Origin of the sequence: Yoonia sp. R78084, assembly GCF_044595625.1 — a bacterium.
Taxonomy (GTDB): Bacteria; Pseudomonadota; Alphaproteobacteria; order Rhodobacterales; family Rhodobacteraceae; genus Yoonia.
This window is the reverse complement of sequence record NZ_CP138993.1, coordinates 3,107,697-3,131,892: the sequence shown is the minus strand read 5'-3', so window position 1 is coordinate 3,131,892 and position 24,196 is coordinate 3,107,697. Positions and strand designations below refer to the sequence as shown.

Genomic DNA, 24,196 nt, shown 5'->3' with positions numbered 1-24,196 from the left:
GTGCATGGCCCGCACCCTGTTTGAGTTTTCCCTCGCCGATGAAGGCGTCACCGGCGCATTGGCCTCGCAAATCGCAGCACGGCTTTTGCCTGGCGATACGCTTTTGCTGGAGGGTGAGATCGGGGCCGGAAAATCCGCTTTTGCGCGCGGCGTCATCCGCGCCCGACTTGGCCGGATGGAAGACGTGCCGTCACCCACCTTTACGCTGGTCCAAACCTATGAAGACCCGCGCGGCGATATCTGGCACTGTGATCTTTACCGGTTGACCCACCCTGACGAAGCGCTCGAGTTGGGGCTGGACGAGGCGTTTGAGACCGCCATCTGTCTGATCGAATGGCCTGACAGACTGGGCGAGGCAGCCCCTGCCTCCGCGCTCACCCTATCCTTTGTGGCAAGCAGTGATGCGCATCACGTCACGATCAGCGGACCAGACCCGTGGCCTGAACGTCTTGAGGGCCTGCATGTCTGACCGCAACGCTCTTATCCATGATTTCCTGATTGAAACTGCATGGCAGGACTGGACACACGCACCCTTGGCCGGTGATGCCTCGGCCCGACGTTATCGTCGGTTATCCTCAAAGGGCCAGTCGGTGATCCTGATGGATGCCCCGCCCGAGAACGGCGAAGACACTGTACCCTTCGTCGAAATCGCAACGCTGTTGCGCAAGGCGGGCTTTGCTGCCCCTGATATACTGCTGCACGATGCCAAGAATGGGCTGCTTTTGCTGAGTGACCTTGGGACAACTGACTATGCGCAATGGTTGCGCAGAACCCCAACAGATGAGGGGAGGCTTTATCACTCTGCGACGACCGTCCTGCTAAAGCTGGAAGGTCTTCCGCCGCCGCCGCACCTCAAACATCTGACCCCTGCCATTGGCGCAGAGATGGTTGAGATCGTCGGCACCGACTATACCCACTCATCCGTTGCAGACCTTTGCACCGAGGTCAAAAAATCCCTCGAAGAATTCGCGCCCGAGCCATCGGTGCTGGCATTGCGTGACTATCACGCCGAAAACCTGATCTGGCGGGCAGGGAAAACAGGCATAGATCAGGTTGGTCTGCTTGATTTCCAGGATGCCTTCATCGCACCGCCCGGCTATGATCTTGCGTCGCTCTTGCGGGATGCACGGCGTGATGTGAGCCCTGCAATCGTTGAGGACATGATCACTTATTTCGGCGCACATACCAAAGCAACAACACCATTCCGCACATCACTTGCCTGCCTTGGTGTGCAGCGCAACCTGCGCATCCTAGGCGTTTTCGCCCGCTTGGTCAGCACGCTCAACAAACCACGTTACACCGCATTCATGCCCCGCGTCTGGGCACACATCATGGAAGACCTGCAAGATCCCGCGCTGGCAACACTGCGACAGGCAGTGATAGATCTGGTCCCCGAACCCACCGCAACTCGGCTTGCGGGGCGCGCGACATGACATTGCCCATTCTCTTTTTCGCCGCTGGGCGTGGCACCCGTATGGGCCCGCTAACCAAAGACCGGCCAAAACCGCTGATCAACGTGGCCGGCAAAGCACTGATCGACCATGCGCTGGATATCGCAAACGCGGCCGCAGTCGGTCGGAAAGTCGTGAACCTGCACTACCACGGCGAGATGATCCGGCAGCATCTGGCGGGCCAGAACATCACTTTTTCAGACGAGAGTGCACAACTTCTGGAAACAGGCGGCGGCCTCAAGAAAGCCTTGCCACTGTTGGACGCCAGTCCGGTCCTGACGATGAACACAGATGCGGTGTGGCAGGGGCAGAACCCGATCACACAGATCCTCAACGCTTGGCGCCCCGAGATGGAGGCGCTGATGCTGCTGGTCGACAAGAAAGATGTGGTGGGCCATCTGGGCAAAGGTGATTTCGAGATCAACAAGGACGGACGGCTGAAACGCGCGCCGGAAGATATCTACACGGGTCTCCAGATTATCCGGACCGATGTGCTGGGCGAGATCACGGACACCGCGTTTTCCATGAACGCCGCATGGGACATCATCGCAGCACGCGGCGGGCTTTTTGGCACACGTTTTGTGGGCAAATGGTGCGATGTCGGCCAGCCTGAAAGCATCCCTCTGGTCGAGGATATGCTGCATGTTTGACCCTGGCAAAGCCCCTCGCATCTTTGCAAGTCCCCCCGGCGTGGATTTCGCTGACGGGTTGGTTACAGGGCTCCTGGACCGCACGGCTGGAATGGCGCCCAATGATCTTGCAAGGGTCCAAATCTACGTCAACACAACACGGATGCAGCGCCGGATCAGGGCCGTCTTTGACGCAGGGCCACCGCGCTTGTTGCCACGGATCAGGCTGATCACAGACCTCGCCAATGATCCGGTTTCGCTTGCCTTGCCGCCAGCGGTTTCACCACTGCACAGGCGGTTGGAACTGTCCCAATTCGTAGCCAAATTGCTGGAACAACAGCCCGATCTTGCACCGCGCGCAGCGCTCTACGATCTTTCCGACAGCCTTGCGAAACTGATGGACGAAATGCAGGGCGAGGGCGTCAACCCCGACACGATCGCCAATCTCGAAGTTGCCGACGAATCCGGCCATTGGGAACGCACCCTCAAATTCGTCAAAATCATCACCCGCTATTTTGACGACCAAGACCAAGCGCCCGACAAAGAGGCACGCCAACGCATGGTCATCGAAACGCTGGCCGCCCGCTGGCAAGTCACGCCACCCGATCATCCGGTCATCATCGCGGGCTCGACCGGATCGCGCGGCGCGACGGCGCTGTTCATGCAGGCGGTGGCGACACTGCCGCAAGGCGCGATCATCCTGCCCGGTTTTGATTTCGATCTGCCCGCCCATGTCTGGGACGGGATGGACGATGACATGACCGCCGAGGATCACCCGCAATACCGCTTCCGCCGCTTGATGGATATCATCGGTTTCGCGCAGGACGACGTCAGATCATGGTCGGACCATCAACCTGTCCACCCCGAACGCAATGCGCTTGTGTCCCTATCGCTCCGTCCGGCACCTGTCACCGATCAATGGCTGGCTGAAGGGCCCAAGCTTGGGGATCTGCATAAAGCAACCAAAGGCCTCACACTCGTCGAGGCCGCATCGCCACGCGCCGAGGCCGAAACCATCGCGCTGCGTTTGCGCCAGGCCGCTGAAGACGGCATCACCGCCGCGCTGATTTCCCCTGACCGTATGCTGACCCGTCAGGTTACGGCGGCCCTGGATCGCTGGAATATCAAACCTGATGACAGCGCGGGCATCCCGCTCGCGCTATCACCGCCGGGACGGTTTCTGCGCCATGTCGCAGACCTTTTCGGCAAGCCCTTAACGGGAGAGGCCTTGCTGACGCTGTTGAAACATCCGCTGTGCCATTCCGAGCATCCCGACCGAGGCGATCACCTGCGCCACACCCGCGATCTGGAGTTGCACCTGCGCCGCTTTGGACCCCCGTTTCCGACGGCTGATGACCTGCAGACCTGGGCAAAGAACGGATCAGGGCGCGCGGATTGGGGTGCTTGGCTTGCCGGTCTTGTGACAGGTCTGGACACGGTTGGCGCAAGACCACTCGCTGATCATCTCGGCGATCATCTGGCGCGCGCAGAAAAACTCGCCGCTGGGCCGGAAGCCGATGGCACAGGCGGTCTTTGGGACGAGGCCGCAGGGCGCGAGGCCCGCAAGATTTGCGACAACCTGATACAGGCCGCCAGCGCCGGCGGTACTATGACCGCGCGCGATTACACCGCCCTTTTCAGTGCGGTCATCGCCGAAGGCGTCGTGCGCGACCGGGACGCTGGCCACCCCGGTATCCTGATCTGGGGCACTCTAGAGGCACGGGTGCAAGGCGTGGACTTGACGATCCTTGGCGGTATGAACGATGGCGTCTGGCCCGAGGCACCACCACCTGATCCGTGGCTCAATCGCATGATGCGGGCCAAAGCAGGGCTCTTGCTGCCGGAACGCCGGATCGGTCTGTCCGCGCATGATTACCAGCAGGCGGTTGCCGGGCGCGAGGTCTGGATCACGCGCGCGAAACGTTCGGCGGACGCAGAAACCGTCCCGTCCCGCTGGGTAAACCGGCTGACAAACCTGCTCAAAGGATTACCCGAACAGGGTGGGGAGGACGCGCTGAAAGCCATGCGCGAAGAGGGTGATCGCTGGTGCGCAATGGCCGAAGCCCTCTCTGCGCCCAACGAGAAGACCAAACTCGAACCGCGCCCTTCACCCTGTCCACCCATCGACGCGCGGCCCCAGAAATTTTCGGTTACGGAAATTAAAACCCTGATCCGCGATCCCTTTGCAATCTATGCGCGGAAAACTCTGCGGCTGAAGGCGCTCGACCCGCTGGTGCCCAGCGCCGATGCACCTTTGCGGGGCACGCTGATCCATAAAATCCTTGAAGTTTTCATTGCCGCTGGCCATGGCCCCAATGACCGCGCTGCGCTCTTGAAAATCGCCGAAGACGTGTTTGTGCAAGATTGCCCGTGGCCCACAATCCGCGCGCAATGGATGGCCCGACTGGCCCGCTCAGTCGATCAGTTCCTCGCCGATGAGGGCGCGCGTCAGGCGCTGGCCCCTGACCGGTTGCTTGAAAAATTCGGAGAAATCATCGTCGCCCCGTCCGGCGTAACGCTAACCTGCAAAGCCGACCGGATTGATCTGACACCATCAGACGGAGCGTTGATCTATGACTATAAGACCGGTGCCGTGCCTACCGGCCCGCAGCAGGAAAAATTCGACAAACAACTCTTGCTCGAGGCCGCGATGGTCGAACGCGGCGCGTTCCGTGATGTGGGTAGCAAACCAGTTCTGGCAGCCACATTTATCGGCGTGAACACCACGATGAAAAACAGCGACGCGCCACTGGACAAACACCCGCCCGAACAGGTCTGGGAAGAACTCGAAGCGCTTTTCGCGGCATGGCAAGACATCAGCCGCGGCTACACCGCCCGCCTCGCGCTGTTTTCGAAGACCGACATAAGCGACTATGACCACCTGTCCCGCTTTGGCGAATGGGACACGCATGATGCGCCGACCCCGCAGGTGCTGACATGATCCGCGACGCGGCCACCCAAAGACAGGTCGACGCCGCCAATCCCGGCACCTCGACATGGCTGTCCGCCAATGCCGGATCGGGTAAAACCCGTGTGCTGACCGACCGTGTTGCACGGTTGTTGCTGGATAAGGTGTCGCCGCAGAATATCCTGTGCCTGACCTATACCAAAGCTGCTGCCGCCGAGATGCAGAACCGCCTGTTCCAGCGCCTTGGCGAATGGGCCATGATGCCCGAGCATGACTTGCGCCGCGCCCTGCAAACGTTGGGTGTTGATCGCACAATTGATGCGGCGCAGCTGGCACAGGCGCGGACACTTTTCGCCCGCGCCATTGAAACGCCCGGAGGTTTGAAAATCCAGACCATCCACTCGTTCTGTGCGGGCGTTCTGCGGCGGTTTCCACTTGAAGCACAGGTCAGCCCGCAGTTCCGCGAGATGGAAGACCGCGCTGCCGAAATCCTCCGCGCCGAGGTGGTGGATGAAATGGTCTTGGGGCCAAGGGCAGAGGTCGTGCACCAACTGCTTGCGCTGTTCACAGGCGATGATCTGGCAAAGTTCACCGCCGAGATTGCAGGGAAGGGCGACCATTTCACACAAGAGCCGGATCTTGCGCGGCTTTGCGATATCCTGGAAATACCACAAGCGCTGACGGTTGAAACGCTCTACAATGATATCTTTGACAAGGACCTGATTGCGCAGTTCATCAACGCTTGTTCCACCGGATCGGTTACCGACGTCAAAGCCGCAAACGCCCTGCGCCCGCTGCTGTCAGGGTCCCTTTCACCACATGACGCGCTTGCCATCCTTGAAAATGTCTTTCTGTTCGGAGAGGGCGCCGCCGCACCTTTCGGCGCCAAGATTGGCAAACTGCCCACCAAGAAAACCCGCGAAGCAAACGCCGAACTTATGGAACAGATTGAGCCGATCATGGGGCAGGTCGAGGACATGCGCCCCTATCGCCTCGGCCTCATCGCGTTTGACCGCACCATCGCACTTTACAATTTCGCCCGCGTCTTTGTGCCCGCCTACGCCGCGCGCAAACTGGCGATGGGGATGCTCGATTTTGACGATCTGATTCGCAAAGCCAAGGCGCTTTTGACCGACCGTGATGTGGCGCAGTGGGTGCTGTTCCGGCTTGATGGTGGCATCGACCACATTCTTGTCGATGAAGCACAGGACACCAGCCCGACCCAATGGGCAGTGATCGAACAATTGACTCAGGAATTCGCTACAGGCGAGGGCGCGCGCATGGACCGCGAGCGCACGGTTTTCATCGTCGGTGATAAAAAGCAGTCGATCTATTCGTTCCAGGGGGCGGATCCGGCAGCCTTTGACAAGATGAAGGCCCATTTCGAGGCGACCCATGCCGCGATTTCAAAACCATTCAACGAAACCTCCCTCGACTATTCCTTTCGCTCTTCGCAGGCCATTCTGACGGTGGTGGACAAGACATTCACAGGTGACCGCGCGGCGGGCATGGACGACAACCTGAGCCACCGTGCGTTCAAGGAAAACATGCCCGGTCGTGTTGATCTGTGGCCCGTGATCGAAAAATCCGAGGCCGCGCCCGACCGCGAATGGTTCAAGCCCGTCGATGAACCCAGCAGCACCGACCACACCGTTCTGATGGCCCAGCGCGTGGCGGAAAAGATCAAACATATGATCGCCCAAGAAACCATCCCCGAAGAGATAGGAAACACCGGCGACTTTATCCGTCGGCCGATCACCGAAGGCGATTTCCTGATCCTTGTGCAGCGCCGGTCCGAGCTTTTCGCCGAAATCATCCGCGCCTGCAAATCGGCGGGCCTGCAAATCGCCGGGGCGGACAGGCTCCGTGTGGGGGCGGAACTTGCGGTCAAAGACCTTGCCGCGGTGCTGCGGTTTCTGGCGCTGCCCGAAGACGATCTGTCACTTGCCGCCGCCCTACGGTCGCCGCTGTTCGGCTGGAGCGAGCAAGATCTTTTCACCCTCGCACATCACCGTCCCGAGAAGGCCTATCTATGGGAAACACTCCGCAATGGGGATTACCCCGAAACGCTGGCGATCCTGAATGATCTGCGCAGTAAGGCGGATTTCCTGCGCCCTTACGACCTGATCGAACGTATCCTGACCCGCCATGACGGGCGGCGCAAATTACTGGCGCGACTAGGGCCAGAGGCCGAGGACGGGATCGACGCGCTGCTGTCTCAGGCGCTCGCCTATGAAAATACCGCTGTGCCGAGCCTCACCGGATTTTTGTCGTGGATGGACACCGATGATCTCGAGGTGAAACGCCAGATGGACAGCCAAGGCGACCAGATCCGTGTGATGACAGTGCATGGCGCAAAGGGGCTCGAGGCACCAATCGTCATTCTGCCCGATACCGCGAAACGCGATGTACAGGTCAAACAGGAAATCCTGCCAGCGGACGACGATGTCATCTGGAAGCCCCCTGCCAAATCTGCAGCCCCTGCGGTCATGGCCCTGCGCGAGGATGTTATCGCCAAACAAACCCGCGAACGCCTGCGCCTGCTTTACGTTGCAATGACCCGCGCCGAAAAATGGCTGATCGTTGGGGCGGCAGGTGATGTGGGTGAGGGCGATGCAAGCTGGTACAATATCGTCGCCGACGGCATGCGCGCCTGCGGTGATTATGACGCGAAACTGGGTGATCTTAAGTTACGTCGCGTTTCAGAGCTGACATGGGATGCGCCCGCCCTGCAGGAAAAGTCACCCGTCAAGAAAACGCAGGTCACGCTGCCCGCATTCGGTGAACTCCCCATTCCGGCACAGACCAAGACCATCTCGCCTTCTGAATTGAAAGGCGACAAAATCCTCAAAGGTGATCCCGCGGGTGACAACGAAGAAGACGCGATGGAACGCGGCACGCAGATCCATAAGCTTCTCGAGCATCTCCCGATGGCCGCCCCTGCAGACCGGCACGCCCTTGGTCTGCAACTTTTGCAAAATGATGACACGGCCTTGGTCGAAGAGGTGATGGCACTGATCGACAACCCTGATCTGGCTTGGATCTGGGGCGCTGATGCCTTGAACGAGGTCGACATCACCGCCGACATTCCCCAACTTGGCCGCATCCATGGCACAATCGACCGCCTGCTGATCGGGCCCGATACAATCACCGCGATCGACTATAAATCGAACCGTCTGGTACCGACAAAACCCGAGGATACGCCCATCGGGCTCGCGCGCCAGCTTGCCGCCTATGACAGCGCGCTCCGGCAAATCTATCCCGATCATACAATCAGGACTGCTATTCTCTGGACCCACACCGGAACCTTGACCACTTTATCGCAAGAGCATCTTCACGAAGCCCTGAACACGCTTGCGACATCTTGACCATCATGGACAGGGTACCTAGTTTCCCACTTCAACGCATTTCGCCAAGGAGCACCCCAATGGCAACCGTAGCAGTAACCGACGCAACCTTTGACGCCGAAGTCCGCCAGTCCGATATCCCCGTTGTTGTGGATTTCTGGGCAGAATGGTGTGGCCCTTGCAAACAGATCGGCCCCGCTCTGGAAGAGCTGTCAGCCGAAATGGAAGGCCGCGTGAAAATCGTCAAAGTGAACGTGGACGAGAACCCTAATTCACCCGCGCAGATGGGCGTGCGCGGCATTCCTGCGCTTTTCGTCTTCAAGAATGGCGAAGTTGTCTCGAACAAGGCAGGCGCGGCACCCAAGGCAGCAATCCAAGGCTGGATCGAAGAGTTCGATCTAAGCGCCACGCGCATCTGGTATCAAAGGGCGTCCCATGCGGGCGCCCTTTTTCGTTCAAACAGGCCAACCGTGGCCGCGCAACACATTGCAGATCTTCTTGGCTGCCTCTGGCCTGCCTGCGTTGATGGCGCGCTGCTGGAGGAACCAGAAAAGATAGGCCGCAAAATCCGGCCTGTGGCCGTGAACAAGATCAAACGCGCTTTCGACACCAATATCAGCCACGTTCAGCGCGATATGATGAAAGTCCGATTTCCCGAACAGAATGAGCGGTTTACCGAAGAAATACCCCTCAAAACCAACAGCCGAATTCTGCGTCACGATGTAGTCGCAGTTCTTTAAATTCTGGTTTGTGCCTTGTTCGTCGAGCGTAAGGCGATCTTCACGCGCGACCAGCGCCGCAAGGGCATGGCGCTCTTCTGCGGAATATGTCTCGGACGGATGAAGCGTCACAAGGATATGTTTGTTTGGCTCTTCCTCTAGGACCGTTTTGACCATCTCCAAAGGGCTACAGGATTGAAAAGACCGCTGTCGCAAAAGCTGCCCCTGCAAGGGCACATAGACAAAGCCGTCCTGACGGGCATTCAGCGGAGCCTCATCAAATAGACGTTGCCGCCAGAACCGGTAGAAATTTGCGGCCTTGCGCGGATCAACAGCGGCCGGATCGAACCGCTCTTTCGCAACAGGCCATTCCCAACGCTCGGCCTCTTTCTCGATATGCCAGAACGGATAGATATAGGTTTTGCGAAACGTCAGACCGCGCCCGTTCGCTGGCGGGTCCATCAGGTAAAGCCCGCGCCCCGGCCGCGCGTGGGCACGCAGACGCGCGAAATCATCGTCGTCGTCATAATCAACCGAAAGCCCAGCGCCGCTCAGCACCTCGCTCACCTTCTTGATAAAATTGTGATTGCCGCGCTCGGCCTGATTGCGCAGCTGCGATGGTAGGTAAAAGGTCACGGTGTCACGAGCGCTCATGCGGCGAAAGCTAGCCGCGCCGGTGGGCAGGAACAAGCCATGCGGGGTTGTTTGCCCGCATTTGGCCCGCCATATATGCAAAAGCGACAAGGAGCAGATGATGGCAAGTGAAGAATTTCCCGGCTGGCACGGAACGACAATCATCGGTGTCCGCAAGGGCGGGCAGGTTGTGATTGCCGGTGATGGCCAAGTCAGCCTTGGACAGACCGTCATCAAAGGCACGGCACGCAAGGTCCGGCGCCTGTCACCCGGCGGGCAGGACGTGATCTGCGGTTTTGCCGGATCAACGGCAGATGCCTTTACCCTGCTTGAACGTCTGGAAAAGAAACTCGAAGCCACCCCCGGTCAACTGGCCCGCGCGAGCGTTGAACTGGCCAAGGACTGGCGCACCGACAAATACCTGCAAAAGCTCGAGGCGATGCTGATCGTCAGTGACGGATCCGAGCTTTTCGTGATTACTGGCGCCGGTGATGTGCTGGAACCGGAACATGATATCGCCGCCATCGGATCAGGCGGAAACTATGCGCTGGCCGCAGGGCGCGCCTTGATGGGCACCGACAAAGACGCCGAAACAATCGCACGCGAAGCTATGGCGATTGCTGCTGATATCTGTGTTTACACCAATGGCAACCTGACGGTTGAAGCCATTAAAGCATGATCGAACGTGACGATCTCCGCGCCGCTGTCGCGAGTGGTTTGTTGTCTGAAAGACAGGCCGCAGACCTGATCAGCCTGTCTGACAGTCGCCGTGGCGCGCGCGAAAACCTGAACCCCGGTGATGAACCCTTCGAGCTGTTCAAAGGGTTCAACGAGATTTTCATCGTTGTCGGGCTCTTGATACTGTCGTCCGGCTGGTGGGGTGTCTCCGCGCTCGTTTTCAACGACCGCGTCGTCAATCTGCAAGAATTTGCCATGTGGTCATCGCTGTTGGCCGGTGTGCTGTTGTGGCTCTTGTCAGAATATTTTGTGCGCAAAAGACGCATGGTCGCGCCGGCCATTGCATTGTCAGTGATGTTCGCCGGCAACGCCGCCTTTGGCTTTGTCGCCGTGCTGTCCGAACCCTTTATGATCGCCCAGAACGACTATTCCAGCATTCCCTTCCCGCTATTTCTGGCCACGCTTTCGCTCGCAGTTTACTGGTGGCGCTTCCGCGTCCCCTTCGCGATGGCAATGATTGCACTGGGGCTTTTCGCCGTCGCCATCGTTTTTGCCGCCAGCCGCGAAGGCCGCATCGCCGACCTGAGCGAATTTTTCCTTCTTTCGGCAGGCGGACCTTTCGCCTGGATCACGCTGGTGCTGGGGATCGTGGTCTTTGCCGTCGCCATGATGTTCGATATGAGCGATCCGCACCGCGTTACCCGCCGTTCGGCGAACGGGTTCTGGCTGCATATGGTTGCCGCACCCGCGCTGGTAAACACCATGGCGCTTTCGCTTCTGGACCAGTCTAACCTGATCCTTCTCGCCGTTCTTGCGATGTTTGCTATCGTCGCCATCGTCATCGACCGCCGGTCGTTCCTGATTGCCGCGATCGGGTATATCGTTGCCCTCGGGGCAGCTGTTTTTGACGGTGCCGGAACAGCGCCAACCATCCTGATCCTCGGCATTGTCCTGCTTCTTCTTGGTGCATTCTGGGAACGTATACGCGCACGCATCCTGCGCGTGATGCCCGAATTTATCCCGTTGCACCGTCTTCCCCCTTCTCAAGTTTAAGGCTCATCCATGACTGACCTCACGCCTCGCGAAATCGTCTCCGAACTTGACCGGTTCATCATCGGCCAGAAGGATGCCAAACGCGCCGTTGCTGTCGCCCTGCGCAATCGTTGGCGGCGCAAGCAATTGGGCGATGATCTGCGCGATGAGGTTTACCCCAAAAATATCCTGATGATCGGGCCAACCGGTGTGGGCAAAACCGAAATCTCGCGCCGTTTGGCGAAACTGGCGCGTGCGCCATTTCTGAAAGTCGAAGCGACGAAATTCACCGAAGTCGGGTATGTCGGCCGTGATGTAGAACAGATCATTCGCGATCTGGTCGATACCGCAATCATCGACACCCGCGAGCATATGCGCGAAGACGTCAAAACCAAAGCGCGTGCTGCCGCCGAAGAACGGGTGATTACCGCAGTTGCAGGCACCGATGCGCGTGAAGGCACGCGCGAGATGTTCCGCCGCAAACTCAAATCAGGCGAACTTGACGACACGATCATCGAACTTGAACTGACCGACAATTCCAACCCCATGGGCGGTTTCGAAATCCCCGGCCAGCCCGGTGGCATGGGCGGCATGATGAACCTTGGCGAACTGTTCGGCAAAGCCATGGGTGGCCGCACTGTCAAAAAGCAAATGACCGTCGCCGATAGCTATGATGCGCTGATTGCAGATGAAGCCGACAAATTGCTCGACGATGAAACCGTCACCAAAGCAGCACTTGAAGCGGTTGAGCAGAACGGCATCGTCTTTCTGGACGAGATCGACAAGGTTTGCGCCCGCGCCGATGCGCGCGGTGCTGATGTATCCCGCGAAGGTGTCCAGCGTGATCTGCTGCCCTTGATCGAAGGCACGACGGTTTCCACCAAACACGGGCCGATCAAAACCGACCATATCCTGTTCATCGCCTCGGGCGCGTTCCACGTGGCGAAGCCGTCTGATCTGTTGCCCGAACTGCAAGGCCGCCTGCCCATCCGCGTTGAACTGCGTGCACTGACCGAGGATGATTTCGTGCGCATTCTGACCGAAACGGATAACGCGCTAACACTGCAATACGCCGCCTTGATGAAGACCGAAGAAGTCACCGTGACCTTCACCGAAGACGGGATCAAAGCACTGGCCAAAATCGCCGCCGAGGTCAACGAATCCGTCGAAAACATCGGCGCACGCCGCCTGTACACCGTGATCGAACGGGTATTCGAGGACCTGTCCTTTAACGCGCCGGACCGCGCTGGTGACGAAATCGCAGTAGATGCAGCCTTTGTTGAAAAGCATCTGGGTGAGTTGTCACGGTCACTCGATATCAGCCGCTACGTGCTTTGATGCCAGCAATCAACGGGTGCGGTCTAACCGCCCCGTTTCCAGGTCATGTAGTCTCCGACCAAGTTGGCATAGACCGGCTCTGCCCGGTCCCAAAGGAACAACCAGATAAGAAACGCAGCAATTGCCCAGTTGATGATCGAAATGATCAGGTTGCGCAGACTTGCGAGTTCATAAAAACCCTCTGAATCGAGATCGACCCTAAACCAGATATCATCAATGGAAAAAGCGTCGCGGAAAAAGAAATCCGATTTGGATTGTGCGCGATAGCGTTCATAACGGGAAATCCCGCGCGCAGGGTTCCCCCTGGGGGCAAAGGGCCGCCAGAGACCTCTGAAGACATGGCCGGTAATCCCTGCCAGAATGACAAACGTGGGCAAGGCCATATAGTATTCAAAGTCGGTCATGGTCATGTATCTCGCAAGATGCGGCGCGTTCTGACACGACCATAACAAAAACGCCGTTTCGTTTCATACACAATCTGGCGGCCTAATTTGCGGGTATAGCGAAGTTTCTCCTTCCAAACGCCTGACAGTCAGATCATCAAAGGCGCATGAACCGACAACCCACTTACTTCCGCTTCATCCGCGAAAACTTCCCGTTCCTTGCAACGGGATTTTTGTTGTCGTTTCTGTCCAGCTTTGGCCAGACATTTTTTATCTCGATCTTTGGCGGTGAAATTCGCGAAGCCTACGGGCTGACCAACGGTGAATGGGGGCTGACGTATATGATCGGCACCGGCGCATCGGCAGTGGTGATGGTCTTTGCGGGCGGTCTGGCTGACAGGTTTCGGGTGCGCACACTAGGGATCGTCGTGGTCCTGCTTCTTGCGTCCGCCTGCCTGTTCATGGCCTTCAATAGCATTGTCGCGCTGCTGCCTTTCGTGATTTTCGCGCTGCGTTTCACAGGCCAAGGCATGACCACCCATGTCGCCACTGTCGCCATGTCCCGCTGGTTTATTGCCACGCGCGGCCGCGCGCTGGCAGTCGCTGCCTTTGGCTTTATGCTAGGCGAGGCCGCATTGCCGCTGACAATGGTCTGGCTCAAATCCATGATTGAGTGGCGGACACTCTGGGTCTGTTTCGCCATTTTCTGTGTGTTGGCCTGCTTTGTGCTTTATCGCCTTCTCCGCCTTGAGCGCACACCGCAGGCCATGGCTGAAACCACGCAAGCCGCAGGTATGAACGGGCGGCATTGGACACGCAGCGATGCGCTGCGCCATCCACTGTTCTGGGCCATGGTGCCGGCGGTGATGTCGTTTTCCGGATTCGGGACAGCATTCTGGTTCCATCAGGTCCATTTTGCGGAAATCAAAGGCTGGTCGCATCTGGCGCTCGTCTCGGTCTTTCCTTTGGGCACCGCAGCACTTCTCATCTCGACCATCGGCTATGGCTGGGCGGTCGACCGTTTCGGCGCAACGCGGCTTTTGCCGATTTACCTGATTCCGCTGGTGATCGCCTTCATCCTGCACTGGTACGCGCCATCACTGGGCTGGACCGCATTGGCGGTCATCCTCATGGGGGTTGCGGGCGGCGGGCAGGCGACTTTGCTGAACGCTTGCTGGGCAGAATTCTATGGCACACGGCATATCGGCGCGATCAAAGCAGCGGCAGCGGCTTTGATGGTGCTCGGCTCAGCCATCGGGCCAGGTTTAAGCGGTTGGTTGATTGACCAGGGTGTCGGATTTGAACAACAACAACTGGGCTATGCCGCTACCTTTGCTTTCGCAGCCCTCGTCCTGATCATCCCAACCAGCAAAGCGCGACAGGCTTTAGCGGTTTCGCTTTAAATACACGTAATAGGCACCATGGCCGCCGTGTCTGATATGCGCTGGCGTCACCTGCAAAATCGCCTGCGACAATGGCGGCAGCGCAAGCCATTGCGGCACCTGATGCCGCAAGACGCCATGCCGTGTCGGGATCGGCCCACCATCATCACGGTCTTTCCCTTTCCCGGTAATCACCAGAACCAAACGCCGCCCCTGCAATTGCGACCCAAGGATAAAAGATACCAACGCCGGATGTGCCTGCGCCATCGTCATGCCGTGCAGGTCAATCCGGCCTTCCGGTTTCAGCTTGCCACGCTTCATTTTCCCGAAAGACTTGTTGTCCATATTGACGGGCGAGGCGGCCAAACGCTCAACAAGCGGGCGCATGATGTCATGGGGGCGGGCGGCGTTTGTTTTTTGGCCGACGCGGAAATCCGGCACAGGTTCGCGGATATCATCAGGTTTGGGTTTAGGTTTTGGCGCCAACTCTGGCGCACGCGTTTTGCGCTTGGGATCAAGCGGTGTGGCGCGTTCTGCCACGCGATCCCAAAGTGCACGTTCTTCGGATGAAAGGTGCCGTGGTTTGCGCATCAGCTTTCCACCAGTTGTGCGGGCAATAACACAACCATCCGCCCGCCGTCCTTAATCCGGCCGGCCTGCAAGCCTGCGTCTGTGCCGGTTCCAAAAAAGATATCCGCCCGTTGCGCACCCTTGATCGCGCCACCGATATCTTGGGCAATCATCAAACGCTGCATTGGGGTAGCTCCGTCCTTTTCAATCCAGACTGGCGCACCAAGCGGCACAAAGGCAGGATCAACCGCTATAGACCTGCCAGCGGTAATGGACAGGTTCATCGTTCCCAAGGGTCCTTGATGGGCAGGGATTTCGCTGACCTCGCGAAAAAACACATAGCTTTCGTTTTCCAGCAAAAGCGCACGGCCCGAACCACCGTTCACATGCACCCAATCGCGGATTGCATCGGCTGAAACCTGATCCGGCCCGAACACCCCACGCGCCACCAAGAGCTTGCCAATCGAGGTATAGGGCCGCCCGTTCTTTCCACCAAACCCGACACGCATCATGCTGCCGTCAGGCAGACGAATGCGGCCGGACCCCTGCACTTGAAGAAAGAACACATCAACAGGGTCTGTCAGCCAGGCAAGTTCAAGCCCGCGATCCGCCAGAACACCGTCTTGGTCTATTTCGCGGCGCGAATGGTTGAGGTCGTCCGGTGTGGCATAAACCGGATAGAGATAGGGGTCACCGCGTTGGCGCGATCCGGTCAGTTCGGGTTCATAGTATCCGGTGAACAGCGTCGCATTCCCGTCTTCGATCAAAACAGGACGGAAGAATTCCTCAAAGAATGCACGCGGACTGGGGCCAGTGCGGGCAATATCATTAAGCGTTGCCCACTCGGGACCATCCATATCGCCACAGGTGGTCTTGAAAACATCAAAGGCGGCCTGATGATTATCATCACGCCACCCTTTCAGCTGATCAAACGTCAGCGCGGTATATGTTGTTTTCGCCATCGCACCGCCCATCGGCCTGCAGGTTCAGGCAACTACCAGACCCTGCAAGGGGTTAATCACCCGTGGCAACCAGCCGCCAGTTCGGATCGCCGGCATCCATTTTGCGGGCAAAGGTCCATGTGTCTTTCTGGCGTTTGATCTCTTTTTCGCTGCCTTCGATAATATCGCCCGCGCTGTCACGCACGATAGAGGTCATTTCGCTCTTGAATTGTACGGAAACCTCCGCCTCGTTCGTGGCGTCGTCAAATTCGGCGGCAACAAGTTTCATATCACTGATACCGATAAACTTGGCATCGATCGTCAGGCCCTGACGCTGGCGTTCATCAACGACAGACGCGAATGCTTCGTAAACATCTTCGGAAATAAAAGGCACGATCTCATCGAGATCGCCTTTTTCAAAGGCCATCAGGATCATCTCATAGGCGCCACGCGCACCGCCCAGAAACTCGCTTACGTTGAACGACGGATCAACGCGCTTCATGCTGGCCAATGCCTTGGCTGAGACAGAACCTTCGTTAACATGATCTGTGATATCCAGATCAGGGCCACCTTCGATCACGTCGAATTCCGGCTTGCCGATACGGCTTGACGGTTCCGGCCGCGCAACGGGCGGTTTTTCAAAACCTTCGCGCGTGCCAAGAACACCGCGCAGACGCAAAATCAAGAAAACAGCGATGCCGGCTAGCACCAGAAGCTGAATAATCGGAGAGTTCATCGGGACCTCGTTCAGGGGAAGGCATGGAAACACGCCCTTTCGTTCCCTATGTAGGTCGCAGGCAGGCCCAAGTCCACCTTAGGCCCGCACATGTTATGAAAGGCACGGATAATGTGGCTGTTAATTGCGTTTATCGCAGTCCCGATGATCGAAATTGCGCTGTTTATACAGGTCGGCGGCCTGATCGGCGTGTGGTGGACCCTCTTGATTGTCCTTCTGACGGCGATCACCGGGTCTTATCTGGTCCGTAGCCAGGGCTTGCGCGAACTAGGGAACCTGCAAAGGTCTTTTTCAGAGCTCGACGACCCGACCGAACCGCTGGTCCACGGCGCGATGATCCTTTTTGCAGGTGCGTTGCTTCTGACACCGGGGTTTTTCACCGATGTCGTGGGTCTTTCGCTTCTTGTCCCCAGTGTCAGGCGCGCCGCTTTCATCTGGGCCAAATCCCGCATGAATGTGCAGCGCTTTGAAATGGGCGAGGCCCCACAGCAACGCCCGCGGCAACCAAATGACCGTGTAATCGACGGTGAATTCGAAGACGTCACGCCACAGAAGAATAGGCCTGAGGGCCCCTCAAACTGGACACGGGATTGAGCCTGCGCTTCTAGGCTGCTAGGAACGCGCCAACCTTATTCAACTGGAGCAGTTTCCAATGTCCGATACACCTGAAAACGGTGCCGCCGCCCAACCCGCCGCCGCCCAAGTCACCAACCGTATTCTCGCGCAGTATATCCGCGACATGTCGTTCGAAAATATTCTGGCGCAAAAGGGTGTCACAGGTGACGCACAGCCAGAGATTCAGGTGCAGGTGAACCTTGATGCACGCAAGCGTGGCACAGAAAACCAGTACGAAGTGATCACAAAGCTGAACATCACCAGCAAGACCAAGGAAAAAGGCGATCCGCTTTTTGTGCTTGAACTTGAGTACGCTGGCGTTTTCCTCGTGCAAGGCGTTCCGGAAGAGCAGATGCACCCCTTCCTTCTGATCGAGTGCCCGCGCCTGACATTCCCGTTCCTTCGCCGGATTGTCAGCGACGTCACACGTGACGGGGGCTTCCCGCCACTGAACCTTGATACGATTGATTTCCTTGCGCTTTACCGCTCCGAGCTGGCCCGCCGGACAGAAGCCGAAAAAGCAAAAGCCAACTAGGCCCTAGTTTTTCCAAATTGCGCCGTCGCCCAGCTTTTCGATGAAAGCAGCATGGGCGGCGGCTTCTTCTTTTGTGATCCGCGGCGCAAGCGGTTCCTGACGCGGCATCGGGCGCCAGTCATCGGCACCGCCACTTGCGTTTCGGCTGCGGGTATCTGTTGCCAATGCAAAATCCGGCTGTCGGCCACCGATCAGTTCCAGATAAACCTCTGCCAAGATCTCACTATCCAACAGCGCGCCGTGCAATGTCCGCGAGCTGTTGTCGATCGCAAAGCGCCGGCAAAGCGCATCGAGGGACGCGGGTGAGCCCGGAAATTTGCGGCGTGCAATGGCAAGCGTATCGATGGCCTGATCCATCGGCAGAAGCGGGCGATTGAGCCAGCCCAATTCGGCATTGAGAAATTTCATATCGAATGCCGCGTTATGGATCACCAGTTTTGCATCACCGATGAAATCCACGAAATCCTGTGCAATATCCTTGAAAAGTGGCTTGTCGCGCAGCGTTTCTTGCCCCGGCTTGGCCTCTTGCGGTGGTTCCAGCAGATCGGGACCGATCCCGTGCACGCCAAACGCCTCTGCCGGCATTGACCGCTGGGGGTTGATGTATTGATGATATGTGCGGCCCGTCGGGACGTGGCCCATCAGTTCGACTGCACCGATTTCGACAATGCGGTCACCCTCATGCGGTTCAAAACCGGTGGTTTCCGTATCAAGTACGATTTCACGCATCTGTCTGCCCTGTCAGTTTCGCAATCAGGTGTCGCACGGCCTGTCGGGTGTCGTCCAGTGTCAGGGTCTCAATAATGTGGTCCGCACAGGCCCGTTTTTCAGCATCCGGCATTTGGCGTTCTAAAATCCTTTGAAACTGGCTTTCGGTCATGCCCGGGCGGGCCATGACCCGTTCTCTTTGCACATCTGCGGGGGCTGTGACGACAAGAATAGAGGATAGCCAGTTCTGTGCACTTGTTTCAAAAAGCAGCGGGATATCGAGAACGACCAACGGGTCACTATGTGAGGCAAGAAACGCCGCGCGGTGCTCTGCGACCAGCGGATGCACGATCTCTTCGAGTTTTCCCATAACACTGAGATCATCCGCGATCATTTTCTTGAGCCGGTCACGGCTGACATGATCGTCCTCAATCGCTTCGGGTAATGCGGCGCTGATGGGGCCAACCGCCGCACCACCTTTGGCGTAAAGCGCATGTACAGCTTCGTCCGCGTCCCACACGGGGATCCCTTCGTCACGAAACATCTGGGCTGTTGTAGATTTTCCCATTCCAATCGAACCGGTTAATCCCAACAGATGTGTCATGCGAGGACCGCCGCGCGGGTGGCGTCATCTACCTCGGGTCTTTGCCCGAACCATCGTTCAAAGCCAGGCACACCCTGATGCAACAACATCCCGAGGCCATCAACCGTTCGGGCACCTTTGGCCTCGGCCGCCTTGAGAAACGGTGTCCGCAAAGGATTATACACAATGTCGGTCACGACCGCGTCTTTCGAGAGCGCATCAAGCGATACTTTGAATTCCTGCGCACCAACCATGCCAAGCGATGTCGTATTGATCACGGTGTTCGCACCATCAAGCATTTGATCAGCCTGCACCCAGTCTACCACTCTCACACGGGCGCCAAAATCGGCGCGCAAGGCCTCGGCCTTGGGGCGGGTCCGGTTTGCAATAATGATTTCGGGAACACCCGCGTCAGCAAGGGCGACAATAATCGCGCGGGCCGCACCACCTGCCCCGAAAATGGCGGCCGGGCCTGCCTTTGGGTCCCAGTCCGGCGCACCCTGACGGACATTTGCCATGAAACCATAGCCATCGGTGTTATCCGCGAAAATACGCCCATCTTCTTTGAAAATCAGGGTATTTGCAGCACCGATCAGTGTGGCGCGGTCTGTGATCTGATCGGCATATTGCATGACGCTGACTTTGTGCGGCAAGGTGACATTCGCGCCGATAAATCCCCGCTTTGGAAGATCACGGAGCGTAGTTTCAAGTGCATCTTCCGAGACCTGAAGTGCCGTATATTCACCTTCAATGCCGTAACGTTTGAGCCAATAGCTATGCAGCTTTGGTGACAGCGAATGACTGATTGGATTGCCGATAACACCGGCGCGGGGAATACTGGTCATGAAGGTAATGTTCCGCGAAGTGTCAGATATGACAAGAGTTCTAAGAGCGGCAAACCGAGGACGGTGAAATAATCTCCTTCAATGCGTGTAAAAAGTCGCACTCCTTCTTCTTCAAGCTTATAGGCACCGACAGAATGGCGGATGCTGTCCCAGTTTAGTGCGACATAGTCAGCAAGATAAGCGTCGGAGGCATCACGCATATGCAGCCGGACGACGCCAACATGACGCCAAAGCGGTTTCCCCTCTCCATAGATCACGGCGGCAGACAAAAGCTGGTGTTTTTGACCGCGAAGGGACTGAAGTTGCGACAGGGCCTCGGCGGGTGTTTCGGGCTTGTTGAAAATTTGCGGGCCAAGCGCAAGTACTTGATCGCAGCCAATCACCAGGGCATCAGGGTGACGCGCCGCGACACGCTGTGCTTTCAATTCTGCCAGCGTATCAGCAATATCCCGCGGGCTGGCAGATTCGGCCAAAAGGGATGCACGCACAGCGTCCTCATCAACGCGGGCAACGGAAACGTCAAAATCGAGGCCTGCGTTTTTGAGCAATTGCGCGCGGATTTCCGAGCCTGATGCAAGAATGATCTGGTCGCTCATGTGGATAACCTTTTGGACAAGTCTTGTGTCACCGTGCAGATTGATACGGGCATAACTAGCAGGCTGCAGCGTTTTGTGTAGAACAGACCTATCCCAAATTGCACCACAGGGTTTTTTCCACGGTGGGTATGAATAAGTCGGGCCTGTGGAAGAATCGGGTTGAAGAGAGAGTCAATGCTGTAACCGACCGGATTACGTAGAAAGTTATACTCCACAAGATATTGTTTTTAAATGGTTTATTTTGCATTCTGTTCTCTTCAGCAGTTACCTTAGAGAAATCCCGCCTTGGGATAAATCTGAGGATGAAAAAACAACCCACAGAAAATCGGGTGACAAACAACAACATCATCTTTTCTTTCTCTTTATATTTATTAAGGAAGAGCAGGGCAAAGAAGGCATAAGCACATGATGGATTTTTTGAGTGGTATCTATCCGTGGATCAAGGCACTCCATATCATGGCGGTGCTCGCATGGATGGCTGGCTTGTTCTATCTGCCGCGCCTGTTTGTTTATCATGCCGAGAAAGCGACTGTTGGATCAGAGCTTGATCAGACGTTTCAGATCATGGAAGAGAAACTTCTGCGGGTGATTATGAACCCTGCGATGATTGTGGCGTGGATTGCCGGTCTGATCATGATCGGGTTGGGTGCGTTTGACTGGGGCGCGGCCTGGTCGTGGGTCAAGCTTGTCTCGGTGATTTTGATGACGGGTGCGCACGGCTGGATGAGTGCGCGGCGCAAAGAGTTTGCAGCGGGCACAAATACACGGTCAGGGCGGACGTACCGGTTATTTAACGAGGTGCCCACCGTTTTGATGGTCTTGATCGTTGTCGCAGTAATTGTGCGGCCCTTTTAAGCGCGATTGACTCAGATGCGTTGCGTGCCTATGTGTGAAAGCGCTTCCCGTCCGGGAAAGTAATTTTCCATTCCTAACCGTAGAAATGCTGGCATGCGTGCTGGCAGCAGGATTTATTCATGTCACAGCACCGTTTGAACCTCGCTGATCTGAAGGCGCAAAGCCCGAAGGATTTGCTGTCTCTGGCCGAAGAGCTTGAGATCGAGAACGCATCGACGATGCGTAAAGGCGACATGATGTTCGCTATTCTGAAAGAACGGGCAGACGAGGAATGGGTCATCGGTGGTGATGGTGTTTTGGAAGTGTTGCAGGACGGGTTCGGTTTCTTGCGCTCGCCAGAAGCAAACTATCTGCCAGGTCCTGATGACATTTACGTCTCACCGGATATGATCCGGCAGTATTCCTTGCGCACCGGTGATACGGTCGAAGGGGTCATGAAAGAGCCCAATGACAATGAACGCTATTTTGCGCTGACCTCGGTTGAGTTGATCAACTTCGAAGATCCCGAGAAAGCGAAGCACAAGGTTGCCTTTGATAACCTCACACCGCTCTATCCTGATGAGCGTCTGACGATGGAAATCGCGGATCCGACGGTAAAAGACCGTTCGGCGCGGATTATTGATCTTGTAGCCCCGATCGGGAAAGGCCAGCGGTCTTTGATCGTGGCGCCACCGCGGACCGGCAAGACAGTACTGTTGCAGAACATTGCGAACTCGATCGAGAAGAACCATCCAGAGTGCTACCTGATCGTCCTGCTGATTGACGAACGCCCCGAAGAGGTGACGGACATGCAGCGCTCTGTAAAGGGCGAGGTTGTGTCGTCGACCTTTGATGAACCTGCAACCCGTCACGTGGCCGTGTCCGAGATGGTGATCGAAAAGGCGAAACGTCTTGTCGAACATAAGCGAGATGTTGTGATCCTGCTGGATTCGATCACGCGTCTGGGGCGTGCGTTCAACACGACTGTGCCGTCGTCCGGTAAAGTCCTGACAGGTGGAGTTGATGCGAATGCGCTGCAGCGGCCCAAGCGGTTCTTTGGTGCGGCACGCAACATCGAAGAGGGCGGGTCGCTGACGATTATTGCGACAGCACTGATTGATACAGGTTCGCGCATGGACGAGGTGATCTTTGAGGAATTCAAAGGGACGGGCAACAGCGAGATTGTTCTGGATCGTAAGGTCGCTGACAAGCGCGTCTTCCCTGCGATGGATATTCTGAAATCAGGTACGCGTAAGGAAGAGTTGCTGGTGGATAAGGCCGATCTGGCCAAGACCTATGTCTTGCGGCGTATTCTGAACCCGATGGGCACGACCGATGCGATTGAGTTTCTGATCGGGAAGTTGAAGCAGACCAAGACAAACGCAGATTTCTTCGACTCAATGAACACGTAACTTATTGTTCTAAAACAATGGGTTAACCTATGGATACGATTTTTGCCTTAGCGACCGCGCAGGGCCGTGCAGGTGTTGCTGTGGTGCGGATTTCCGGGCCAATGGCAGTGCCTGCGGTGGCGGGTTTGTGCGGTGATGTCCCTGTGATGCGGGGCGTGCGCGCGTTGCGTGACGCGAGCGGAGAGTTGCTGGATGAGGCGCTCATCCTGCACTTCCCGGAGGGCAAGAGCTTTACCGGTGAAAGCGTGGTCGAACTTCAGCTGCATGGCAGTCCGGCGGTGGTCAATGCGGTGTTGCGGTGTTTAGGTGATAACCCTGCGCTACGACAGGCAGAGGCAGGCGAATTCACACGTCGTGCGCTGGAAAACGGACGGCTCAATCTGGCCGAGGTTGAGGGACTTGCTGATTTGATTGACGCCGAGACCGAGAGCCAGCGTAAGCAGGCTGTACGGGTCTTTTCCGGCGCGCTGGGGGTATTGGCAGATAGCTGGCGGACACGTCTTATTCGGGCGGCTGCTTTGCTTGAGGCGACAATTGATTTTGCGGATGAGGAAGTGCCTGTCGATGTCAGCCCTGAAGTGAATGATCTTTTGGGTCAGGTCCGGACCGAGATGACCCGCGAGGCCGCAGGTGTGCGTGTTGCCGAGCGTGTGCGGGACGGATTCGAAGTGGCCATTATCGGCGCACCGAATGTTGGTAAATCAACGCTCTTGAACCGGCTTGCCGGACGAGATGTTGCGATCACATCCGAGGTTGCGGGTACCACGCGTGACGTGATCGAGGTACAGATGGACCTTGATGGTCTGCCAGTGACGCTGCTGGATACAGCGGGCGTTAGGGACACGGATGATATCGTCGAGGGGCTTGGTGTCGCGCGGGCGAAAGAAAGGGCTGAGCGGGCCGATTTTCGCATACACTTGGTCATGGATCCTTCAGAAATAAATGGACAGCTTAGCCCTGATGATCTTGTCGTGCAGGCAAAATCTGATCTTGGTTGTGGGGATGGACTGGCGATATCTGGCAAGACAGGGGCTGGCATCGACGCGCTTATTGAATGTGTGCGGCAGCGGCTTCAGGAGAAGGTCGGACAAATCGGGATTGCGATGCGCGAACGGCACCGGGTCGCGATGGTGCGCGCAATCGGATATCTGGATGATGCGGTGCTGGCACTTGAAACACCTGACGCGATGACCGATTTCGTGGCAGAGGATTTAAGATCAGCCATTCGCGCCGTGGATAGCATTGTGGGGCGCGTTGATGTAGAGCACGTGCTGGATGAGATCTTCAGCAGTTTTTGCATCGGCAAGTAGGGAGTGTTTCA

Annotated in this window: 23 protein-coding genes and 1 pseudogene; 15 read left to right on the top strand and 9 right to left on the bottom strand. The window is 57.1% G+C overall.

Translation table 11 applies throughout. The features are described 5' to 3' along the window. Window positions 1–4: 4 nt before the first annotated feature. From tsaE to trxA, 6 genes and pseudogenes are all read left to right on the top strand, one after another. Complete coding sequence (tsaE, locus tag SJY29_RS15700; RefSeq protein ID WP_400084653.1) at window positions 5–469, top strand: tRNA (adenosine(37)-N6)-threonylcarbamoyltransferase complex ATPase subunit type 1 TsaE; 465 nt, start codon at window positions 5–7, stop codon at window positions 467–469. Beyond that, window positions 462–1,433: an aminoglycoside phosphotransferase family protein gene (locus SJY29_RS15695; protein WP_400084650.1), complete on the top strand. Its 972-nt coding sequence runs from the start codon at window positions 462–464 to the stop codon at window positions 1,431–1,433. Before tsaE ends, SJY29_RS15695 begins: the two co-directional genes overlap by 8 nt. Further along, window positions 1,430–2,101, top strand: coding sequence for a nucleotidyltransferase family protein (locus SJY29_RS15690; protein ID WP_400084647.1), 672 nt, complete (start codon window positions 1,430–1,432; stop codon window positions 2,099–2,101). The genes SJY29_RS15695 and SJY29_RS15690 overlap by 4 nt, the downstream gene beginning before the upstream one ends. After that, window positions 2,094–5,021: a double-strand break repair protein AddB gene (gene addB, locus SJY29_RS15685; RefSeq protein WP_400084644.1), complete on the top strand. Its 2,928-nt coding sequence runs from the start codon at window positions 2,094–2,096 to the stop codon at window positions 5,019–5,021. The genes SJY29_RS15690 and addB overlap by 8 nt, the downstream gene beginning before the upstream one ends. Further along, window positions 5,018–8,356, top strand: coding sequence for a double-strand break repair helicase AddA (gene addA / locus SJY29_RS15680; protein ID WP_400084641.1), 3,339 nt, complete (start codon window positions 5,018–5,020; stop codon window positions 8,354–8,356). Before addB ends, addA begins: the two co-directional genes overlap by 4 nt. A gap of 59 nt (window positions 8,357–8,415) precedes the next feature. Beyond that, window positions 8,416–8,727, top strand: a pseudogene (trxA, locus tag SJY29_RS15675) (thioredoxin); the annotation flags it as partial. 63 nt (window positions 8,728–8,790) lie between these two features. Here trxA and SJY29_RS15670 read toward each other — a convergent pair. Beyond that, on the bottom strand, window positions 8,791–9,708 hold the full coding sequence (locus tag SJY29_RS15670) for a hypothetical protein (RefSeq protein ID WP_400084638.1): 918 nt from the start codon (window positions 9,706–9,708) through the stop codon (window positions 8,791–8,793). 100 nt (window positions 9,709–9,808) lie between these two features. Between SJY29_RS15670 and hslV the strand changes: the two genes are divergently transcribed. From hslV to hslU, 3 genes are read left to right on the top strand one after another with little or no spacing between them, the layout of a single operon-like run. Continuing rightward, window positions 9,809–10,366 carry an ATP-dependent protease subunit HslV gene (gene hslV, locus SJY29_RS15665; RefSeq protein ID WP_400088952.1) on the top strand — a complete coding sequence of 186 codons (558 nt, stop codon included), beginning with the start codon at window positions 9,809–9,811 and terminating at the stop codon, window positions 10,364–10,366. Further along, window positions 10,363–11,418 carry a hypothetical protein gene (locus SJY29_RS15660; RefSeq protein WP_400084636.1) on the top strand — a complete coding sequence of 352 codons (1,056 nt, stop codon included), beginning with the start codon at window positions 10,363–10,365 and terminating at the stop codon, window positions 11,416–11,418. Before hslV ends, SJY29_RS15660 begins: the two co-directional genes overlap by 4 nt. A 9-nt stretch (window positions 11,419–11,427) precedes the next feature. Further along, window positions 11,428–12,735 (top strand): ATP-dependent protease ATPase subunit HslU, encoded by a 1,308-nt coding sequence (hslU, locus tag SJY29_RS15655; RefSeq protein WP_110277772.1) that lies wholly within the window; start codon window positions 11,428–11,430, stop codon window positions 12,733–12,735. A 23-nt stretch (window positions 12,736–12,758) separates the two neighbouring features. Here the strand turns inward: hslU and SJY29_RS15650 are convergent, their stop codons facing one another. Further along, window positions 12,759–13,139, bottom strand: a complete 381-nt coding sequence (locus tag SJY29_RS15650) for a hypothetical protein (protein WP_400084633.1) — start codon at window positions 13,137–13,139, stop codon at window positions 12,759–12,761. 146 nt (window positions 13,140–13,285) lie between these two features. Between SJY29_RS15650 and SJY29_RS15645 the strand changes: the two genes are divergently transcribed. Next, window positions 13,286–14,521, top strand: a complete 1,236-nt coding sequence (locus SJY29_RS15645; RefSeq protein ID WP_400084630.1) for an MFS transporter — start codon at window positions 13,286–13,288, stop codon at window positions 14,519–14,521. On the opposite strand, the gene SJY29_RS15640 is transcribed toward SJY29_RS15645, so the two are convergent. From SJY29_RS15640 to SJY29_RS15630, 3 genes are read right to left on the bottom strand one after another with little or no spacing between them, the layout of a single operon-like run. Then, window positions 14,504–15,091, bottom strand: a complete 588-nt coding sequence (locus tag SJY29_RS15640) for a Smr/MutS family protein (protein ID WP_400084627.1) — start codon at window positions 15,089–15,091, stop codon at window positions 14,504–14,506. The two genes, SJY29_RS15645 and SJY29_RS15640, sit on opposite strands and share 18 nt — an antisense overlap. Beyond that, window positions 15,091–16,032: a murein transglycosylase A gene (locus tag SJY29_RS15635; protein WP_400084624.1), complete on the bottom strand. Its 942-nt coding sequence runs from the start codon at window positions 16,030–16,032 to the stop codon at window positions 15,091–15,093. The genes SJY29_RS15640 and SJY29_RS15635 overlap by 1 nt, the downstream gene beginning before the upstream one ends. Before the next feature lie 52 nt (window positions 16,033–16,084). Continuing rightward, window positions 16,085–16,747, bottom strand: a complete 663-nt coding sequence (locus SJY29_RS15630) for a Tim44/TimA family putative adaptor protein (protein WP_400084621.1) — start codon at window positions 16,745–16,747, stop codon at window positions 16,085–16,087. A gap of 111 nt (window positions 16,748–16,858) precedes the next feature. On the opposite strand from SJY29_RS15630, the gene SJY29_RS15625 reads away from it, so the two are divergent. Both SJY29_RS15625 and secB read left to right on the top strand, forming a co-directional pair. Then, entirely contained in the window at window positions 16,859–17,341 is a 483-nt protein-coding gene (locus tag SJY29_RS15625) for an FxsA family protein (RefSeq protein ID WP_400084619.1), read from the top strand. Window positions 17,342–17,399: 58 nt separating this feature from the next. Next, complete coding sequence (secB, locus tag SJY29_RS15620; RefSeq protein WP_110277766.1) at window positions 17,400–17,897, top strand: protein-export chaperone SecB; 498 nt, start codon at window positions 17,400–17,402, stop codon at window positions 17,895–17,897. Window positions 17,898–17,900: 3 nt separating this feature from the next. On the opposite strand, the gene dnaQ is transcribed toward secB, so the two are convergent. From dnaQ to SJY29_RS15600, 4 genes are read right to left on the bottom strand one after another with little or no spacing between them, the layout of a single operon-like run. Beyond that, window positions 17,901–18,626, bottom strand: a complete 726-nt coding sequence (gene dnaQ / locus SJY29_RS15615; RefSeq protein WP_400084616.1) for a DNA polymerase III subunit epsilon — start codon at window positions 18,624–18,626, stop codon at window positions 17,901–17,903. Further along, window positions 18,619–19,209, bottom strand: a complete 591-nt coding sequence (coaE, locus tag SJY29_RS15610; RefSeq protein WP_400084613.1) for a dephospho-CoA kinase — start codon at window positions 19,207–19,209, stop codon at window positions 18,619–18,621. The genes dnaQ and coaE overlap by 8 nt, the downstream gene beginning before the upstream one ends. Next, a complete protein-coding gene (locus tag SJY29_RS15605; RefSeq protein ID WP_400084610.1) occupies window positions 19,206–20,033 on the bottom strand; it encodes a shikimate dehydrogenase in 828 nt (275 codons plus the stop codon). The genes coaE and SJY29_RS15605 overlap by 4 nt, the downstream gene beginning before the upstream one ends. Next, window positions 20,030–20,629, bottom strand: coding sequence for a Maf family protein (locus tag SJY29_RS15600; RefSeq protein WP_400084607.1), 600 nt, complete (start codon window positions 20,627–20,629; stop codon window positions 20,030–20,032). The genes SJY29_RS15605 and SJY29_RS15600 overlap by 4 nt, the downstream gene beginning before the upstream one ends. Before the next feature lie 405 nt (window positions 20,630–21,034). On the opposite strand from SJY29_RS15600, the gene hemJ reads away from it, so the two are divergent. The 3 genes from hemJ (at window position 21,035) to mnmE (ending at window position 24,185) form a co-directional block, all read left to right on the top strand. Further along, entirely contained in the window at window positions 21,035–21,484 is a 450-nt protein-coding gene (gene hemJ / locus SJY29_RS15595) for a protoporphyrinogen oxidase HemJ (RefSeq protein ID WP_055295256.1), read from the top strand. 119 nt (window positions 21,485–21,603) lie between these two features. Continuing rightward, on the top strand, window positions 21,604–22,875 hold the full coding sequence (gene rho / locus SJY29_RS15590) for a transcription termination factor Rho (protein ID WP_110277760.1): 1,272 nt from the start codon (window positions 21,604–21,606) through the stop codon (window positions 22,873–22,875). A gap of 29 nt (window positions 22,876–22,904) precedes the next feature. Beyond that, window positions 22,905–24,185: a tRNA uridine-5-carboxymethylaminomethyl(34) synthesis GTPase MnmE gene (gene mnmE / locus SJY29_RS15585; RefSeq protein ID WP_400084603.1), complete on the top strand. Its 1,281-nt coding sequence runs from the start codon at window positions 22,905–22,907 to the stop codon at window positions 24,183–24,185. Window positions 24,186–24,196: the final 11 nt, after the last annotated feature.

Excerpts from the sequence above, each read along its gene's own strand:
- tsaE (WP_400084653.1), top strand. The coding sequence starts at position 5 with ATGGCCCGCACCCTGTTTGAGTTTTCCCTCGCCGATGAAGGCGTCACC.
- SJY29_RS15695 (WP_400084650.1), top strand. The coding sequence starts at position 462 with ATGTCTGACCGCAACGCTCTTATCCATGATTTCCTGATTGAAACTGCA.
- SJY29_RS15690 (WP_400084647.1), top strand. The coding sequence starts at position 1,430 with ATGACATTGCCCATTCTCTTTTTCGCCGCTGGGCGTGGCACCCGTATG.
- addB (WP_400084644.1), top strand. The coding sequence starts at position 2,094 with ATGTTTGACCCTGGCAAAGCCCCTCGCATCTTTGCAAGTCCCCCCGGC.
- addA (WP_400084641.1), top strand. The coding sequence starts at position 5,018 with ATGATCCGCGACGCGGCCACCCAAAGACAGGTCGACGCCGCCAATCCC.
- SJY29_RS15670 (WP_400084638.1), bottom strand. The coding sequence starts at position 9,708 with ATGAGCGCTCGTGACACCGTGACCTTTTACCTACCATCGCAGCTGCGC.
- hslV (WP_400088952.1), top strand. The coding sequence starts at position 9,809 with ATGGCAAGTGAAGAATTTCCCGGCTGGCACGGAACGACAATCATCGGT.
- SJY29_RS15660 (WP_400084636.1), top strand. The coding sequence starts at position 10,363 with ATGATCGAACGTGACGATCTCCGCGCCGCTGTCGCGAGTGGTTTGTTG.
- hslU (WP_110277772.1), top strand. The coding sequence starts at position 11,428 with ATGACTGACCTCACGCCTCGCGAAATCGTCTCCGAACTTGACCGGTTC.
- SJY29_RS15650 (WP_400084633.1), bottom strand. The coding sequence starts at position 13,139 with ATGACCGACTTTGAATACTATATGGCCTTGCCCACGTTTGTCATTCTG.
- SJY29_RS15645 (WP_400084630.1), top strand. The coding sequence starts at position 13,286 with ATGAACCGACAACCCACTTACTTCCGCTTCATCCGCGAAAACTTCCCG.
- SJY29_RS15640 (WP_400084627.1), bottom strand. The coding sequence starts at position 15,091 with ATGCGCAAACCACGGCACCTTTCATCCGAAGAACGTGCACTTTGGGAT.
- SJY29_RS15635 (WP_400084624.1), bottom strand. The coding sequence starts at position 16,032 with ATGGCGAAAACAACATATACCGCGCTGACGTTTGATCAGCTGAAAGGG.
- SJY29_RS15630 (WP_400084621.1), bottom strand. The coding sequence starts at position 16,747 with ATGAACTCTCCGATTATTCAGCTTCTGGTGCTAGCCGGCATCGCTGTT.
- SJY29_RS15625 (WP_400084619.1), top strand. The coding sequence starts at position 16,859 with ATGTGGCTGTTAATTGCGTTTATCGCAGTCCCGATGATCGAAATTGCG.
- secB (WP_110277766.1), top strand. The coding sequence starts at position 17,400 with ATGTCCGATACACCTGAAAACGGTGCCGCCGCCCAACCCGCCGCCGCC.
- dnaQ (WP_400084616.1), bottom strand. The coding sequence starts at position 18,626 with ATGCGTGAAATCGTACTTGATACGGAAACCACCGGTTTTGAACCGCAT.
- coaE (WP_400084613.1), bottom strand. The coding sequence starts at position 19,209 with ATGACACATCTGTTGGGATTAACCGGTTCGATTGGAATGGGAAAATCT.
- SJY29_RS15605 (WP_400084610.1), bottom strand. The coding sequence starts at position 20,033 with ATGACCAGTATTCCCCGCGCCGGTGTTATCGGCAATCCAATCAGTCAT.
- SJY29_RS15600 (WP_400084607.1), bottom strand. The coding sequence starts at position 20,629 with ATGAGCGACCAGATCATTCTTGCATCAGGCTCGGAAATCCGCGCGCAA.
- hemJ (WP_055295256.1), top strand. The coding sequence starts at position 21,035 with ATGATGGATTTTTTGAGTGGTATCTATCCGTGGATCAAGGCACTCCAT.
- rho (WP_110277760.1), top strand. The coding sequence starts at position 21,604 with ATGTCACAGCACCGTTTGAACCTCGCTGATCTGAAGGCGCAAAGCCCG.
- mnmE (WP_400084603.1), top strand. The coding sequence starts at position 22,905 with ATGGATACGATTTTTGCCTTAGCGACCGCGCAGGGCCGTGCAGGTGTT.